Raw genomic sequence first — 16977 nt, forward strand, 5'->3', positions numbered from 1 at the left:
GCTTACAAACAATAGCAAAAAAACTCCGGTATACGTGGATAGCGTATACTGAAGCTTTATGCTTGTGTTGCTTTATTTTATTGAGAAGGACTGATATGCATATTCCAAAACTCGGCGATCGGAACAGCTTTTTTACTACTTTGATCAGACGATCCTTCTTGCGTCCAAAGAGGTGGATAAAAATGAATCGCACAATCAGGCGCTAAGTTCGAGATATCTTCTTGCCAACTGTTCCAGCGCATCGTTTCATAAAATTGAGATAATCGTCCAGAAGCTAACCAGATCACAAATTCAGAATAAGATAACTCGGTATCTTCCCATTCTAATGTGTCTGGAGCAAAATAATAGATAGTAGGTTCCTCACCTAATCCTCCACCATTTAAAGCAAAAAATCCTCCTACCACATCGTAAGCTACTACTAAGGCTTTGGCGATCGGTTGTATTGTATTAGACTGTTCGGCTTGAGATTGTCCATTCCATGATAACAAATCTCCATAAATTCGTTCGTTACCTGAACCTAATAGCTTAATCCAACCTTGATCAAATAAAATGCCGCCAGTTTCATATGCAATACAACCAAGATACGATTTCGTTGTAATTTGCATCTGCAACAATGTCGATTGTGCTTGTAGATCTTGTTTGGGCAAAATAGTATACGGCGTTTCCCCTTGATTCAAAACATCCTGTATTTCTTGCCAAGCATGTTCCTGTGTATTGACCAATTGTTCAATTGATTTCATATTGAGCTTCCTCTCTATTGTCAAAGTAAAATAGATGTTATAGTTATTTTCTTTTATGGTAAATTATTTTCATAGTCATCTAAACTAGTTCCATTGTCTAACTTCCAGTCCTTTCTTCCATTCGTTGAACTATTTCTTACAATAGCTCCTGCAGCAGATGGTGATTTAAAATCAATATCTTTTAACAATATATAAAAGTCAGTATCTTCTGATACTGTAAAATAGTGTTCATCTTCTAATTGTTTACGTAATTTAGAATAGTTATGTGATATAAATCCTCGATTATGTTCTTTTCTAATATAAGAGCCCTTTAATAACTTATATATTCCATTTACAATTTGAAGTTTAGCTTGTTTTTTAGCTATATTTATTTTAAAAATGGGACTATCTGATACAGGTAATCGATTTAAATTAGAATGTTCTAAATTATTAATATCTGTACTACTTGTTTTAGTAAAATCCATAATTCTTAAATTTTTTAAAACAAATGTTATATTCTCACTAAATTCATCCATATCTTCTCGATCTGATTGAGGCATTTTAGAACCAGTAGGTATATTTGTATTATCTACTTTTACAGTAGTTGTATTATTTTTAGCTACAATATATAATTCTTTTTCTAAATAGCGTACATGTGCTTTGGTCAGATTATTATCTTTACTAATAAAAATAGCAAATGTACTCCACCACTCTTTAGACTTATAATGATCTTGTAATCTTTGGTTTACCTCATCTGCTTCTCCTATATATATACGTTTCAAGTATGATTCTTCAATATCAGATATTAAAAAATATATACCAGGCGCAAATAATTCTTCAAACTTTTTCAAAAGTTGTACATGTTTTCTTTCTCCAATGTATACTTTTCCTGTCCAATTGCCTAACTCAGCTATTTGCAAATTTTTATATTGTTCACTCATTGTATAGAGTTTAATGGTTCTCCCTCTCATAACAGCCCCCTGAATTCAATCCGCTCATATTCTATATTTATTAATTATTGTTTTTGAAATAACTCAAACACATAATCAAATCTAATAACAATTATATACTCAGTATTTTATCTATAAATTAATATACTTCTCCTTCTTCTCCAATAACTTTTGCTTGTAATTTAATTGCTATTTTTTTCATTTTGTTAATCATCATATCGCCATACTTAGAAAAAATATTACCATCACTATAAAGTAGATATATTTTTTGTTTTTCGTTTTCAATTGTATATTCCCAAATTGCCATTCCTTCTTGTTCTTGAGACAATATCAATCCATTAGGTAAAGTTGTCTCTAATTTGTCTATAGCTTCTAACTCATTATCTGCACGAATAATATCCTTCCATTCTTTTAATGAAATTCGAGAATCTTCATTTTCATAGATATCTTCTGCTCTGGTAATATAGATATTGTATCCCATTATCTAACTCTCTTTAATTATATTCACTACTGAATCTCTGTTCGTAAATACCTTGCAGAGAAAATTTTTGCGGTCTATTAATTAGGCATGCGCATGATAGCTGCTCTAAGTGCATTCGTGCCTTGTTCAGTTTGCAAATAAGACAGCGGTGTTTTGTGATCTAACGCTGGGATAGTCCGTTCAATCCATTGAAATGTATATTCACCTAACTTAGCAAGCAATACGATTTGAATATCTTTTGGAAGAGTAGTCTGGCTCATTTTTGTTTTTAATAAAGGATCAATAGGATCATATAACTCTTGATGAATTTCCACAAATTTTTGCCAACTGTCTTTATTGTATTCTTCACCATAAATATCGTATATATCAGACATATCTGTTCTCCTTATAAAGTAAAATGTATAACATACCAAAATACACTAAGCATGTATACTTAGTGTATTAAGAATGATAGTTAATAACAAGTTCTCTAAAATCCAAATACAGACATTCCACCATCTACCATAATCGTTTGTCCTGTAATATACCCTGCCGCTTCCGAAGCTAAAAAGACTACCGGCCCTACGACTTCTTCTAGATTACCTACACGTTTCATAGGAGTGCGATCCAGAATGTCTTGCATGTACTGTTTATCTGCTAAGATCGTCTCGGTAAGAGGAGTACGGAAATACCAGGGGCCTACACCATTGACTTGGATGCCGTATTGTGCCCATTCCATAGCTAGAATTTTGGTCATATGGATGAGACCTGCTTTGGTTGCGCCATAGACCACACCTGTACGCAAAGCAGTATGCCCACCGACAGAAGCAATATTAATAATTTTGCCTCCACCATGTTCTTTCATTAAATGTGCAGCTATTTGTGAAGCGATTAGCGCTGAATGTAAATTCGTTTCTACAATCGTATGCCATTCACTGTCAGTGACATCCAGCGCTTTGGAACGAATATTCATCCCTGCATTATTAACTAAAATATCTGGTGCGCCAAAAGCCAACTCAAACCGATCAAAAGCAGCTTGCATTTGCTCACGATCTGTTACATCAGCAGTGATACAGATCGCTTTGCGACTGCTATGCTTTTCAATTAATTGCTTGGTCACTTCTAGATCTGATCCTGTTCTAGCGATCAATCCTACATCTGCTCCAGCTTGAGCAAGTCCAACAGCCAGAGCTTGCCCGATGCCTTTGCCTGCTCCGGTTACGATAGCTTTTTTATTAGATAATGAAAATGATGGTAAATACATAATGTGTCTTCCTCTCTATGCTGTGATTAGGTGCAAATGATATTATTCAGCTTGTTGTGTATCAAAATACTGACTGGGATTTCCATAGTGTGGATGAACCACTTCCCGATACTGCTCTTTTGTATACTCTCCAATCACCTGACGCCAAAATAGCTGTGCCGGACGATTAGTCTGGACTTGAGTTACTTTCCATGTGCCTGCATATCGTGAGAACAATTGATGAGCAGCCCACTTACCGACTCCTGTACGCCTGTATTTTTTTAACACAAAAAATTCGGTCATATAATAATCTGCTTCTAAAGGATCTTTCAACCGATCGACCAGAGCGAAGCCAGCAATATACGAATCGACATAAATTAAAAATGGAAACTTTTTACCAGGTTGACTCCAATATTGATTTAACCCCGGGTATTCTGGAAAGCGACCTTTCTCATCAAGATCAATACTCAAATAATATGTAAAATCATAAAGATACAATTGCATCATTTCCCGGATTACACGTCTGCGACTACGTGGCACTTGCTCAAGCTTTAATCTCATGATGAACCTCCATCACCGAAGTCAGGTCGTTTAGCGTTGCACATGTACGTTTTTCTTTTCCTTTTACTATATACTTTTCTCTCTAAAAGAAGCAAATCATTTCCAATTGAAGAAACAGATGATCTACTCCTATTTGTGCTACAATCGGATAAGAGGTGAATATCAACATGAGTGTACAAAAAATAGCAGATCGATTGAAATTAGACGAAAAATTGCCTTCTATGCCATGGTTTGTAGAGCAATTTATCAATTATAAATTACCTGATCTTTCTCCATCTACATTGCTGGAGTACATACGAGATTACGAGTCTTTTTTCGGTTGGATGATCGTAGAAGGATTATCTACAGCCGCTGATTACAAACAAATTCAATTACTAGAATTGGAAACGTTACGGATGGAAGATATTACGAATTATCGTCTTCATTTAACGACTCGAACCGAAGGCACCAATACGCGGGTAACTGTATCTCGTAAATTATCTTCTCTTCGCTCGCTATTTCATTATTTGAGCCAGATTGCTGAAGATGATGATTTTTATCCTTTGCTTAGACGTAATATTATGGCAAAAGTTGAAGTGAAACGGATGCACAAACCCAAAGATACTGCCGCCAAATTAAAAGGTAAGATTTTGGAAGATGAAGAACTGCTGGAATTTGTCGGTTATATTCTGGAAGGATATCGTGAAGATATTGCTACTAACAAACAAGCACTGTATTCATATGAACTTAATCGTGAGCGAGATGCTTGTATTACGAGCTTAATTTTGAACTCAGGCTTGCGTGTATCAGAAGTGGTCAACCTTAACTTAATCGATCTTGATCTCAATCAGAAATTAATGTATGTATCGCGTAAAGGGAACAACGACGAGACATTTAAAACGCCTATCTATTTTCGTGAGCAAGCCAAAGACGAGATTCAAACCTATCTACAATTACGTGAGACTCGTTATCGCACACCGAAAAAAGAAACGGCCTTATTTGTCGCCCGTCCCAATGGACAGTCTTCTGGCAAACGAATGACCAAGCGGGCGATTCAAGCGATGATTATGAAATATGCTAAAAGCTTTGGCAAGCCTTATCTTACGGTGCACAAATTACGTCATTCGTTTGCAACCGATTATTATTTACAGAATGATATTTACAAAACAAAAGAACAGTTAGGTCATGCTTCTACCGAAACAACAGAAATTTATGCGCATCTTACCGATAAAACGATGTCCGAAGCGATCGAAAAAAGAACAGATTTGTAGTGTTCAGATTGTAACTATATGCCCATTCTTATCACACTGTATAACAATCTTATAAATTAGCAACAAATAATATCTATAGCAAAATCCCCTTACTATGTCAGCGAATACTCACTATAGGAGTAAGTTCCATGCTGTTAGTAAGGGGATTTTGTTATTTCAATGCGTTGTTGAATACAATACTTATGCTTGTGTATCCAAACAGCAAACTTAATATTGCTTTACAATCTATTTCATTCTGTATAAGTATATGGTCAAAATAGTACAGCTATACTAAAATCAGCTTATGCAGACGCACTACTTAATTTGGATGCTAGCTCAATAAAGTTTTCAACTGCTTTGCGAATACGCAGTTCTGTTCCTTCATCGATCGGTTCTCCGTTTTCATTAAATTCACGCTGTGATCCACCAATCGAGATCCATTCCGGACAGTTAATACCATGTACATTACGAACAATAGTCTGTAAATGTAACAAAGAAGCTGTACCGATCAATCCACCTGCTGAGTTCGCAGATAACACAGCTTTATTATTAAAATAATCGCTACCCAAGAAGTCTAATGCATTTTTGAGTACGCCTGAAATCGAACCATGATATTCAGGTGTCGCTAATACAAGAGCATCCGCAGACTTCGCAGCTTGTGCAAGCTTCTGTACTTCTTCATGTCCATACGCTTCACCTGGTCCGTATAACGGCAATTGGTGTTCGTACAAATTAAATACTTCTGCTTCATGTCCATGCTCTTGAAGCAGACGGGCAATATACTGGCTAAGTAAAGTAGTTGATGCGTCCGGACGATTACTGCCGGCGATAAGTGTGATTTTCATTTCTGATGTTCCCCCTGAGCTTCAATGTAATTTTCCAATTCATGGATTATCGTTATAATACCATCTTTTTTAGCATCTATAAAAGTCATTTCTTTCAAATTTGAAGATATAAATGAATCATACCGATTGTAAACCCATTTCACATGCGATAATTCAGCAGGTAAAGAAATGCCTTCTTGATCGGCAACAATCACAATTTTGGGATAATGAGCTTGCTTGAATCCTTCTACCAGAATCAAGTCATATCCAACAGCAAATCTAGCGATTAATTGTTCTAATGATGAAGGTTGTTGCTCTATGATTGCTGTTCGTGTAGCTGAACTAATCGCTATCGCTGCGGCGCCTGATTGGGTATGAGCATACGTATCTGTACCTGCATGATCCATGTCAAATTCATGAGCATCATGTTTGATAACAGCAATTTTTTTTCCTTGCGTAGACCAGTGTTGCAACAGTGCTCCGATTAATGTAGTTTTGCCCGAATTTTTGTAACCTACAATTTGAATAACTATCGGCAAACGTACAGAATGATCATTAGATGAGAACATAGTATCTGTCATAATATCAACGACTCAGACGTAATACAGATACCGTCGTTCCTGCTGGCAGTACTTCGCTCGTAGGTGGAATGACGATTAAGCAATCACTATCTTTGATCGTGACCATTACACTTGATTCATCTAAACTAGCCGGATAAGCAACAATCTTACCTTCTTCTACAGCTATAGTTCCACGTACATAACGGGTAAAGCTATTGATTTTATGATAATCGTGCCCTAATGTTGCTGTCCATTCTGGTAAATAATCTTGCTTGGAGTTCATCATTTGACGAATCGTTGGACGTACCAGTAATTCGCAACCCACAAAACAAGCGCCTGGATTACCCGATAAGGCAAATAATAACTTGCCGTCTTTGACTGCACCCGTAGTGACACTACCCGGACGCATAGATATTTTGTTAAATAACATCTCTACTTCATCACTACGTACCAGATCACCCATAACATCATAATCGCCTACAGACACACCACCACTTGAGATCACAATATCGTAAGAAGATAAAGCATGTAACATTGTAGTGCGTGCCAGTTCCAGATCATCCATAATAGCACCTAGTACATGTGGCTCTCCGCCTGCTGCTTTGACTTGTTCAGCTAACATGTATGAATTACTATTGCGAATTTTGCCAGGTTCAATAGGTTCTTCTACAGATAATAATTCTGTACCTGTTGAAAAAATAGCGACTTGCGGACGGCGATACACTTTAACTTCATGCACACCAAATGTAGCTAATACCGAAATTTCTCCTGCGCTAATCTGTGCACCTTTGGTTAATAAAATATCTCCTGCTTCGATTTCAAGTCCAATCGGCGTAATATTACGCCCCTGCTCCACCGAGCGCTTAAAGCCTACCCACTCTTGCCCTTCTGCTTGTTTTGTCTCTGTCATTTCTAACATTACAACTGTATCTGCTTCGTCTGGAACCATCGCTCCAGTCATAATACGTGCGGCTGTGCCCTGTACTAATTGCACCGATGGTGTCTGTCCGCAAGGAATATTATCGATCACTTGTAACCAGATTAGATGGTCACTTGAAGCTTGAGCAATATCACTAGCAATCACTGCATACCCATCCATCCCTGAACGTCGAAAATGCGGATATGGATGAGGAGCTTGTACATCTTCCGCCAAAAATCGCCCGCCTGCTGTATAAATTGATACTTTTTCTGTATCGATTATACGTACATAATCAGCAATCTTTTGTTGTGCAGTTGCTGGAGTAATAGGCTTACGGTTAAATTTAGCTGGATTATGGTCAACAGGATTTGAACTTTCCTGTTTATCGAATAACGATGATTGTGGTTCCTTCATATCGATGTTCCTCCTGTATGTAGCTATTTGGCATGTATATACTTTTCTATTCTTTTCTTTTATAGACTAACATCAAAGATCATGCAAGTTTTGTTGTTCATTTAAAAGCAGATCAATAGAGCTATTATGTATATTCACTCCACGTTATTTATTGAATCATTTATAGTAGATATTTATTTTATATAGAAATCCTTTGATACGAGAACTTGGTTTGGCATTTAAGGTTTATAGGGTTGGGGTTGAGATCTTTTTTTGATTTATTATTATGAATTTTTCATGTAATGATATTTTATTTTATCATTCCGTATAAAAAATAAGTCATTTAATACTACCAAATCATATACCCCTACTAAAATAATCTTTATTTAGATTTACCTGTAGATTTATCTAGTTGAAGATTATAGATAGTTTACCTACAATAGGATAGCTATACAGTCATTCAATAAAGTCAAAAAAGTCAAAAAAACCGTACCCCATAATATGGATACGGTCTTTTAGCAGATGAAATATACAATAATATAAAAGGTGGAGCTTGTATCGATCATCCTATTTCTACACTTATACGTTTGACAGACTACCTTCGACCTCGCTTGCGTATTTTGCCTGATCCTGAGCTGGTCTTCGGTTTACTGCTACGTGAAGGAGAAAAGAATCCACCACCTGACGAATCTGAGCGGCTGCCTCGATTGATTGTTCCACTTGATCCATTGGAAGAAGAGGAACCACGATTGAAAATACTACCGCTATCTTTAGAACGCTTGGAACTAGAAGATGTGCCACGCTTGAAGATAGAACCTGATTTGTTCACTGTTAAAGGTGGAGCTTGTTTGATATCTTGAGCGGTTGGTTTTTTGTATTGGATCGTGGGCTTATAGGTGTTGTACGTTGTATATCCACGATAACTGCCACCATAATGATATCCACCGAATGAGTTAAATAAATTACTGATAATACTCGCTGTAAGATACCCTTGTAAAAAGCTAGAATCATAATTTCGAGCAACATATTTGTCCGAATCGACTTCTATCAAAGTATCTTCTTTTTTCTCAGGGTCTTGTTGAACTTGGATCAATTCATTATCATAGACCAAAAACATCCGCTCAGGATCTTGTACACTCATCTCTTGCGGTGTGCGTTGATCCGATAATTGCTCTGCAACTACAGGAACGGTCTCTCCTGCTGCCCGGTATACGTATGAAGTCGAATCGCCATCTCTACTTACAGATTCCAGTGGATAATTGACTTCAACTTTGGAATTACCACAGCCTGATAATAATGAAGTTAATAAGGCAAGCATTATTGCGATTTTGAGCAACCATGATGCACGTTGTTTCATTCTTCTTCGCTCCTAACTAGCACGGATAACATGAACGTCTCCGTTAAGTACGAATTCTCCTTCATACAAAGTAAAACGTCCAGCTTGCCATTCGACACGAAGTAATTTACGATCATCTGATTGATATTGCCATACCGATTGATCTCCACTTTGTAACGCTGGTGTTCTGCCTGTAGATATCACTGTTCCTTCATATTGTTCTTCTAAGTAATAATCGGTATCATCCATTTCAATATGGCTAGGTACTTGACTTGAATCTTCAAGACCGCCATCAATTGGATAATACAGAGCATAGCGTACCGTTTCTCGCTCTTCGATATGCAGATAAGCAATCGCATTGCCATCTTGTATCGTAAGAACCACTGCATTACGAGCGCGGTTACGAACGCTTCCTTTAACTTCATATGTAACCAATGATACTTCACAAATATCCCCAACACTCAAGTCCATCGGGCTTTTTTCAACTTTAGCCGGTTCAGGCTTTGATACGAGGTTTGTAAGTCTTTTCCACAATCCCATCGTCACTCTTCCTTTCGTGATCTTTTATAATGAAGCTGAAATAATCAATGCACCTACAATTTGCAATGCTCCGCCAAGTAAACCGTAACCGATTTGACCTTGCTTAGTGCCTTCATCTAGATCAAGACCCATCATTTGTTTCAATAAGAAGCGTACGATTAATTCTAAGATTAATAAGATTACAAATGATACCACAGACACAAGAACAGCTTCGCCAAGACTCCATGATGTACCGATCGCTACCGATAAGATATACCCTTGAGCAAATAACTTCATAACCAAACGAGTTGCGACTGCATTATTTCCTGCTTTAATTTCTGCAATATCTTTGTACTTGGTAAATAAGGAATCGACATACATCAAAACAAATAAAAGTACTGCTCCTACTGCTGTCCATACCGCGATTGACCCTAAAATGTTCCAACTCATACTAGACATCCTCCACATATTCAACATTGTAAAACTATTTGTAGCGTATTAAAGCGTGTACTATTTTCGGCATATCAATTAACATCATCAACCAATCACGATTCATCAAAAATCCATACAAAAAGCGAAGGAGAACAAGCTGTATCGTTCCGACCTTCGCTTTGTAATAAGATATAAGAATAGCCTAATTTATATTGGGATGAAATTAAGATTTGTTTTCGTATTGTTTCATCAATGCTGCTAATTCATCTTCAACAGCTTTGTCTTTACCAAGCGATGCGAACTCATCATCTAGTGATTTGTTCTGACCATTCACTTCTTCACTCGCTTGTGCTTGAGCTTCCATTTGTAGCATTTTTTCTTCCATACGTTTCAAGCCAGATGTTGCAGAGTCAGAGCTAAATTCGCTCATTGCATGATTGATTTCTTTTTGCGCTTTGGCTGCTTGATAACGAGCGATTAATGTATCACGTTTGTTTTTCATTTCAGTCAATTGCTTACGCATTTCATTTAATTTGGCACGAAGATTATCAGCAGAAGCTTTGTTTTGCTCATAGTTCGCTTTGAACTCATCACGTTTGGCTTCAGCGTTTTTTCTTTTCTTCTAGTGCACGACGAGCCAGATCAATATTTTGCGCTTGAGCAGCCATATGTGCTTGCTCTTCACGTTTTTTGACCAATGCTTCTTGCTCTTCATACGATTGTTTGAAACGTTTCTCAATAGCGATCTGTGATGCAACAGCTTTCTCTGCATCTTCAAGGTCAGCAGACATATCACGAATATATTGATCTGTCATTTTAATAGGATCTTCTGCCTTCTCAATCAAAGCAAACACATTGGATAAAGTTAGATCACGTAATCTTTTGAAAATAGACATAAATAATTACCTCCAATTTAATAATTGATCACTATTGTCGTGTCAATGATAGATCATAATACGAAGCATGATATTTAACGTTTCAATAATTTGTAATTTGACCGCTATTCATCGTTCTATATTCTGACTATATGACTGCATATAAACACCAATAGGTTCCTTATACTACCTATTTTACGGGATTATGGGTCTTTCGTCTATATCACCCTGCTCATTGCAATCTATACATATAAAATTAAACATATTTGAAACTAAAAAAACACTCTCGGTCGATAAGACCAAGAGTGTTTTTATTTATATAGGCGTCAATCACACCGAGATGGGTTGGCTATGGGCATAACCGAATATCTCACTAGTAGTGAACGCTATCTTACATCGATTTTGTTAACGTAATCGAACCATCTGCTTTGTTCCATTTTACGTCCCAACCTAATAATTCAGTAATCGAACGTAAAGGTACTAGTGTTCTGCCATCGCTATTCACCATAGCATTTGCACTTAACATTTTAGTAGTTCCATTTACATCTACTTTTTTGTTATTAATCCAGAATTTCATTGTATCACTGCCTGCCATTACCGTTACTTGACCGGCAGATTTATTCCAGCTTACTTTAGCACCGATTCCTTCACCCAGGTAACGAAGTGGGATATACGTTGTGCCATTTTTAACGACTGGAGCTGTATCCATCATCGTTGTTTTGTCACCAATTTTGAGCTGTTTGCTATTCAACTTCATCCATACCATCATCATTGAATCATTCGATGTTGTAGGAGCAGTTGTTGTTGGTTGTGTTGGTGCAGGTGTTTGTGTGGTTGGCGCTGTAGGCATAGGTGTTGTTGCTGCTGTTTTAAATTTATCTGGATATTGCGCTACGATCGCACCACCCAATGCTTTACCAATACCGAACATCGTTTTGTATCCTTCACGATCTGCTGTATATGCACCTGCATAGTTTTTAGCTGCATATTGATCGATCACAGATTGCACTTGATCTTCATGTGTACGTAATGCTGCTAATGCTGCATCTGCTGGCAAGTTGTTTGCTGTAGCTGTACCTAAAAATGTAGAGAATTCTTTAGTGAAGTCAGTAATACGATCTTTGACAGCTTGTAAAGAAGTTTGGTTATTTGATTTGAGTGCATCTACATAATCGCTTTGTGCTTTGATATGATTGGTCACCCAAATTTTTTCAAATTGGTTAGCACCTTCTGCACCATAGATTGATGAGATAGCTGCTTTAAAGTCTGCTGTATTGCCTGCTTCAGCTGCGATTAATGCATCAGAATCAGGTTCACCGTTATATTGTTTTTGCATTTGTAGTACAGATAATGCAAAGTGTTCTGCTGCTAGATGATTAAGTGCTGAACGCAAATCTGCTGCTGGTGTGTCGACAGAAGTGTTATCGAATTTAGCAGGGAATTGAGTTACAATCGCACCGGATAACGCTTTACTTACGGTAAACATCGTTTCCAAACCTTCACGATATTCGGTGTAAGCACCTGTATAATCACCGGCTACATATTTTTCAAATACATCTTGTACTTGATCTTCATGGAGACGAAGAGCATTTTCAGCGGTTTGTTCAGGTAATTTACCGCCTGTTGCTGTAGATAAGAATTTGGCAAATTCATCTACAAATCCTTGTACTTTTGCTTCTGCGGCTTTGATTGCATCTTCATTTTTCATTTTGGTCGCTTTTACCAATTCATCGGTGTATTGATTATGAGCGCGGAAGATTCTTTCGAATTCAGCTGCGCCTTCTTTACCATACAAAGACTCAATAGCAGGTTGCATATCTAATGCATTTTTATCCAATGCGTCTAACGCTTGTGCAGCATCAGGAGCACCTTCATATGCTTTGGTCATCGCTACAACAGCTAGCGCAAAATGTTCAGATAATAGATAATCAAGATCCGAACGAAGGTCTGCTGCTTTGGTGCTTACAGTTGGCATTGATGCTGAAGTCGCATCTGCGGCAAAAGCACCTGTAGTGGGAACTAACAAAGATAAGCTAAGTACCGGCACTATTAATTTTTTCATTTTCATCATCAAAACTCCTTTATGTGTTTGTTTTAGTTTTTGTTGTCGTCCTTACACAGATGAACGGAAGAGATTCATTTTTGGATCACTTTGTTATTTTAATTTTTAGAAATAGATTTCAAAAATAGAGCGTTTCAATAATCGAATGTCAGCCTATGTACGATGCATTCCGCTATTACTTTTAAGCAAAAAAAGAGCCTGTATCCCTTGATGTACAAAGGGTACAGGCTTTTTAAAATGATGACTTATAATTCGTTATTCTTTTTCTACATAACAGTTATCTAGCGTCAAAAAATTTTTATTATTGTTCAAAAAATACAATGACATGATAATCAATATTTTGGTAAATATACATATTTAAGTATAATTATCTATGATATCCACGTGCATATTGTACCGGAACTTCTACTTCTAATTGAAGTTCTTTGGCAGCATGTGTTGCCCAGTATGGATCACGTAACATAGCTCGACCTACCGCTACAAGATCAGCTTGATCGTTTTCGATCACTTTTTCAGCAACTTCATACTCATCCAAAAGACCTACCGCAATCACAGGCATATTTAACGCTTTTTTGATATGAGTTGCTAATTCTACTTGATATCCCGGACCTACTTGCATACCACCAGAACCGACAGGGCCTTCACCACCAGAAGAAATATGCATCATATCTACTCCTGCTTCTTGGTAACGACGGCAAACGTCAGTAATATAATCGATACCGTATCCACCATCAACGTATTCACGTGCAGATACACGCATAATTACAGCCATCTCAGCAGGAATAACTTCACGAATCGCTTCTACTACACGTACACCGAACAATGCAAGATCTTGACCGTATTCGTCTTGACGTTGATTGACAAGTGGAGAATGGAATTGATGAATCAAATAACCATGTGCTCCATGCACTTCAACAGTATCAAATCCAGCTTCTACAGCACGACGTGCACCTTGACGATACGCTTCGATCATGTCTTCAACTTCTGCTGTTGTCAGTTCATGAGGTGTTTTGTAACCATCTCCATCATAACGAACAGCCGAAGGTGCCACAGGTGGATTAGCATCTTCTGCTTTGCGACCAGCATGACCTAATTGAATACCGATCTTCGCTCCATATTGATGTACTCCATCAACAATTTTGCGATAAGCAGGAATAAAAGAATCGTCCCAGATCCCTGTATCGTTGTCTGTAATTCGTCCGTCTGGATGTACAGCAGTCATTTCAACAATAATAAGTCCTGTACCGCCTACAGCGCGGCTAATATAGTGAACGTTATGCCAATCATTTGGCATGCCATCTTTAGTATCTACAGAATATTGACACATCGGTGGCATAACTACCCGATTTTTAAGCTCTAAATTTTTGAATGTGTATGGTGTAAATAGATTAGTCATTATTTTCCCTCCAACAGTATATGATGATCTGTATTATGCCAAATTTATCGTAATAAATAATAACATACTTATTATTATATACTAAAATGAACACAACAAAACATCGCAAAACTAATATTAGCTATTTTCACTAAATCTTCATAAAGTTGTTCCAACAAATAATTGATATCATTCTTACGAGAAGTTTCTGTATTTCTTATTTCTATGATGAACAGAAAAAAGAGCTGATAAATATATCAGCTCTTTCTCATTTGCTTATTTTCACCTTACTTATAAGGTTACAGTTATTGATTTATAATACTTTGCTCAAAAAGTCTTGGGTACGTGGATGACTTGGAGCTCTGAATACTTCTTCCGGTGTACCTTGCTCTACAATTTGCCCTGCATCCATAAAAATAATACGGTCGCCCACTTCACGCGCAAAGTTCATTTCATGGGTAACTATGACCATTGTCATACCTTCATGAGCAAGCTTCTGCATTACTTCTAGCACTTCACCAACCATCTCAGGATCAAGGGCTGATGTAGGTTCATCGAACAACATCACATGAGGTTGCATCGCCAGTGCACGCGCAATCGCAATACGTTGCTTTTGTCCACCGGATAACTGACTTGGGTAAGCATTGTATTTATCTGCTAACCCTACCGTGTGTAACAGATCTTCTGCGATTTTATTAGCCGCATTGGTATTCATTTTTTTCACTTTGATCGGTGCGATCGTTAGATTTTGCAATACCGTTTTATGTGGAAAAAGGTTAAAGTGCTGGAACACCATTCCCATTTTTTTACGAGTATTATCAATATCATGCTTACGCGCTGTAATTAATTCATTTTCAAAATGAATCTCGCCTGCGGTCGGTTGCTCTAACAAGTTGAGACAGCGTAAAAATGTACTTTTACCCGATCCACTCGGTCCAATAATAACAACCACTTCACCTTGAGCGATATCCATATCGATGCCAGTTAATACTTCATTTTTACCGTATGACTTTTTAAGACCTTTAACGTTGATCACTTGCACTCAACCTCCGTTCTACAATACCTAGTAGTTTGGACAATATAAATGTCATAACAAAGTAAATCGCTGCCGCAATAATCAACGGGCTCAATGCAGAATACGTAATACTACGAACTGCTTGTGCCTGGAACATCAAGTCAGCTACTCCGATAAAGGAAACGATTGATGATTCTTTGATAATGACGACAAATTCATTACCGATCGCTGGCAATACACTTTTGATCGCTTGTGGAATAATAATATGACGCATCGTTGCACCATAAGACATACCTAGTGAACGTGCTGCTTCTGTCTGTCCACGATCCACGCCTTGAATACCTGCACGGAAAATTTCAGCTAGATAAGCAGAACTATTAATGGATAATGTGATAATACCAGATTCTAAGACGGTAAAGTTAATATTAAAGGCTTGTGCGATACCGTAGTGAATAATTAACAATTGAACAAGCATCGGTGTACCACGCAAAATCTCAATATAGGTCATTGCTAACCAACGGAATACAGAGATTTGTGATAAACGTAACAATGATACAATCAATCCAATAATAAATCCGAACAATACACCCATCGCTGATAAGAACAATGTGTATTGAATGCCTTGCCAGTAGTAACTACGATAATCCCAGAAAATCTGGAAAATATTCGGCTTCGGTTTATCTTTGATTTGCTCTGCTGTTTCACCATCAGTTTCACCTGAATTAAGCTTGAAAGCTGCTTCTACGAATTTATCAATTTCATCATTAGCTTTGAGTTCTGCTAATGTTTTGTTAATTTGACCTAATAATTCAGTATTTCCTTTTTGTACAGCAATCGCCATTGGTGTATCGCTATCTGGAATTTGAATATCGGTGATTGCAAGATCAGGATGATTGAGCACCTGACCTTCTGCTACAGGGCCTTCCATCACTGCTGCATCTACACGATTCGATTCCAACTGCAACATAATATCAGATACTTTATCAACTGGAGATAATTTAGCTCCTTGAATACCTTCTGCGATATCTTGTTGAATCGAACCTCTTTGTACACCGATCGCAGCCCCTTTCAGACTATCCATCGTTTTATATTTCGTTTTGTCTTCTGCACGAGTTACAATCACTTGACGAGAAATATAATACGTATCTGAGAAATCTACATTTTGACGACGTTCGTCTGTAGGTGTCATCCCTGAAATAATCATATCAATCCGTCCGCTATCTAGCGCGGGTAACAAACTGTCAAACGCAATATCTTGAATTTGCAGTTCTGCTCCCATATCGGCAGCAGCGACTCGCTTAGCGATCTCAATATCTGATCCTACAATCTCATCTTTACCATTTATATTTTTACGAAATTCATAAGGTGCAAAATCTGCACTTAAACCTACAACTACTTTTTTACCTGTGTCTTGTGCAGCCGATGCTATCGGTGCTACTGCTAAAAATACAATCAGCACACTAAAGCAAACCGCAAATAACGATTTACATACTTTCAATTTTTTA

The 16977-nt window shown here is 37.4% G+C and carries 17 protein-coding genes and 1 pseudogene; 1 reads left to right on the forward strand and 17 read right to left on the reverse strand.

Annotation, left to right across the window (positions count from 1 at the left end):
- Positions 1-77: 77 nt before the first annotated feature.
- From QE450_RS09525 to QE450_RS09550, 6 genes are all read right to left on the reverse strand, one after another.
- Positions 78-740, reverse strand: a complete 663-nt coding sequence (locus tag QE450_RS09525; protein WP_307298829.1) for a DUF2625 family protein — start codon at positions 738-740, stop codon at positions 78-80.
- Positions 741-793: 53 nt separating this feature from the next.
- A complete protein-coding gene (locus QE450_RS09530; RefSeq protein WP_301262467.1) occupies positions 794-1690 on the reverse strand; it encodes a GIY-YIG nuclease family protein in 897 nt (298 codons plus the stop codon).
- 118 nt (positions 1691-1808) lie between these two features.
- Positions 1809-2150 (reverse strand): hypothetical protein, encoded by a 342-nt coding sequence (locus QE450_RS09535; RefSeq protein ID WP_307298832.1) that lies wholly within the window; start codon positions 2148-2150, stop codon positions 1809-1811.
- Positions 2151-2227: 77 nt separating this feature from the next.
- Positions 2228-2524, reverse strand: coding sequence for an MbcA/ParS/Xre antitoxin family protein (locus QE450_RS09540; protein ID WP_307298835.1), 297 nt, complete (start codon positions 2522-2524; stop codon positions 2228-2230).
- Between the two features lie 95 nt (positions 2525-2619).
- A complete protein-coding gene (locus tag QE450_RS09545) occupies positions 2620-3393 on the reverse strand; it encodes an SDR family NAD(P)-dependent oxidoreductase (protein WP_307298838.1) in 774 nt (257 codons plus the stop codon).
- Between the two features lie 42 nt (positions 3394-3435).
- A complete protein-coding gene (locus QE450_RS09550; protein WP_273612586.1) occupies positions 3436-3933 on the reverse strand; it encodes a GNAT family N-acetyltransferase in 498 nt (165 codons plus the stop codon).
- Positions 3934-4100: 167 nt separating this feature from the next.
- On the opposite strand from QE450_RS09550, the gene xerS reads away from it, so the two are divergent.
- A complete protein-coding gene (xerS, locus tag QE450_RS09555) occupies positions 4101-5183 on the forward strand; it encodes a tyrosine recombinase XerS (RefSeq protein ID WP_307298840.1) in 1083 nt (360 codons plus the stop codon).
- 281 nt (positions 5184-5464) lie between these two features.
- Here xerS and QE450_RS09560 read toward each other — a convergent pair whose 3' ends face one another.
- From QE450_RS09560 to QE450_RS09610, 11 genes and pseudogenes are all read right to left on the reverse strand, one after another.
- Positions 5465-6007, reverse strand: coding sequence for an NADPH-dependent FMN reductase (locus QE450_RS09560; RefSeq protein WP_273612588.1), 543 nt, complete (start codon positions 6005-6007; stop codon positions 5465-5467).
- A complete protein-coding gene (mobB, locus tag QE450_RS09565; protein WP_307298843.1) occupies positions 6004-6567 on the reverse strand; it encodes a molybdopterin-guanine dinucleotide biosynthesis protein B in 564 nt (187 codons plus the stop codon). Before mobB ends, QE450_RS09560 begins: the two co-directional genes overlap by 4 nt.
- A 4-nt stretch (positions 6568-6571) precedes the next feature.
- Positions 6572-7879: a molybdopterin molybdotransferase MoeA gene (locus QE450_RS09570; RefSeq protein ID WP_307298846.1), complete on the reverse strand. Its 1308-nt coding sequence runs from the start codon at positions 7877-7879 to the stop codon at positions 6572-6574.
- Positions 7880-8453: 574 nt separating this feature from the next.
- On the reverse strand, positions 8454-9215 hold the full coding sequence (locus QE450_RS09575) for a DUF4247 domain-containing protein (RefSeq protein ID WP_307298849.1): 762 nt from the start codon (positions 9213-9215) through the stop codon (positions 8454-8456).
- A 12-nt stretch (positions 9216-9227) separates the two neighbouring features.
- A complete protein-coding gene (locus tag QE450_RS09580; RefSeq protein WP_273612592.1) occupies positions 9228-9734 on the reverse strand; it encodes a DUF4178 domain-containing protein in 507 nt (168 codons plus the stop codon).
- 24 nt (positions 9735-9758) lie between these two features.
- Positions 9759-10163 carry a DUF350 domain-containing protein gene (locus tag QE450_RS09585; protein WP_273612593.1) on the reverse strand — a complete coding sequence of 135 codons (405 nt, stop codon included), beginning with the start codon at positions 10161-10163 and terminating at the stop codon, positions 9759-9761.
- Positions 10164-10368: 205 nt separating this feature from the next.
- A pseudogene (locus QE450_RS09590) lies at positions 10369-11041 on the reverse strand (PspA/IM30 family protein).
- A 370-nt stretch (positions 11042-11411) separates the two neighbouring features.
- Complete coding sequence (locus tag QE450_RS09595; RefSeq protein WP_307298853.1) at positions 11412-13088, reverse strand: copper amine oxidase N-terminal domain-containing protein; 1677 nt, start codon at positions 13086-13088, stop codon at positions 11412-11414.
- Between the two features lie 361 nt (positions 13089-13449).
- The gene (locus QE450_RS09600; protein ID WP_307298855.1) at positions 13450-14478 is read right to left on the reverse strand and encodes an NADH:flavin oxidoreductase/NADH oxidase; all 1029 of its coding nucleotides are present in this window, start codon (positions 14476-14478) and stop codon (positions 13450-13452) included.
- 292 nt (positions 14479-14770) lie between these two features.
- On the reverse strand, positions 14771-15493 hold the full coding sequence (locus QE450_RS09605; RefSeq protein WP_307298857.1) for an amino acid ABC transporter ATP-binding protein: 723 nt from the start codon (positions 15491-15493) through the stop codon (positions 14771-14773).
- The gene (locus QE450_RS09610) at positions 15480-16970 is read right to left on the reverse strand and encodes an ABC transporter substrate-binding protein/permease (RefSeq protein ID WP_373461967.1); all 1491 of its coding nucleotides are present in this window, start codon (positions 16968-16970) and stop codon (positions 15480-15482) included. Before QE450_RS09610 ends, QE450_RS09605 begins: the two co-directional genes overlap by 14 nt.
- Positions 16971-16977: the final 7 nt, after the last annotated feature.

It is taken from the genome of Paenibacillus sp. SORGH_AS_0306 (genome assembly GCF_030819345.1).
GTDB classification, from domain to species: Bacteria; Bacillota; Bacilli; order Paenibacillales; family Paenibacillaceae; genus Saccharibacillus; species Saccharibacillus kyungheensis.

Excerpts from the sequence above, each read along its gene's own strand:
- QE450_RS09580 (WP_273612592.1), bottom strand. The coding sequence starts at position 9,734 with ATGGGATTGTGGAAAAGACTTACAAACCTCGTATCAAAGCCTGAACCG.
- QE450_RS09600 (WP_307298855.1), bottom strand. The coding sequence starts at position 14,478 with ATGACTAATCTATTTACACCATACACATTCAAAAATTTAGAGCTTAAA.
- QE450_RS09550 (WP_273612586.1), bottom strand. The coding sequence starts at position 3,933 with ATGAGATTAAAGCTTGAGCAAGTGCCACGTAGTCGCAGACGTGTAATC.
- QE450_RS09535 (WP_307298832.1), bottom strand. The coding sequence starts at position 2,150 with ATGGGATACAATATCTATATTACCAGAGCAGAAGATATCTATGAAAAT.
- QE450_RS09525 (WP_307298829.1), bottom strand. The coding sequence starts at position 740 with ATGAAATCAATTGAACAATTGGTCAATACACAGGAACATGCTTGGCAA.
- mobB (WP_307298843.1), bottom strand. The coding sequence starts at position 6,567 with ATGACAGATACTATGTTCTCATCTAATGATCATTCTGTACGTTTGCCG.
- QE450_RS09595 (WP_307298853.1), bottom strand. The coding sequence starts at position 13,088 with ATGAAAATGAAAAAATTAATAGTGCCGGTACTTAGCTTATCTTTGTTA.
- QE450_RS09585 (WP_273612593.1), bottom strand. The coding sequence starts at position 10,163 with ATGAGTTGGAACATTTTAGGGTCAATCGCGGTATGGACAGCAGTAGGA.
- QE450_RS09540 (WP_307298835.1), bottom strand. The coding sequence starts at position 2,524 with ATGTCTGATATATACGATATTTATGGTGAAGAATACAATAAAGACAGT.
- QE450_RS09530 (WP_301262467.1), bottom strand. The coding sequence starts at position 1,690 with ATGAGAGGGAGAACCATTAAACTCTATACAATGAGTGAACAATATAAA.
- QE450_RS09560 (WP_273612588.1), bottom strand. The coding sequence starts at position 6,007 with ATGAAAATCACACTTATCGCCGGCAGTAATCGTCCGGACGCATCAACT.
- xerS (WP_307298840.1), top strand. The coding sequence starts at position 4,101 with ATGAGTGTACAAAAAATAGCAGATCGATTGAAATTAGACGAAAAATTG.
- QE450_RS09575 (WP_307298849.1), bottom strand. The coding sequence starts at position 9,215 with ATGAAACAACGTGCATCATGGTTGCTCAAAATCGCAATAATGCTTGCC.
- QE450_RS09545 (WP_307298838.1), bottom strand. The coding sequence starts at position 3,393 with ATGTATTTACCATCATTTTCATTATCTAATAAAAAAGCTATCGTAACC.
- QE450_RS09570 (WP_307298846.1), bottom strand. The coding sequence starts at position 7,879 with ATGAAGGAACCACAATCATCGTTATTCGATAAACAGGAAAGTTCAAAT.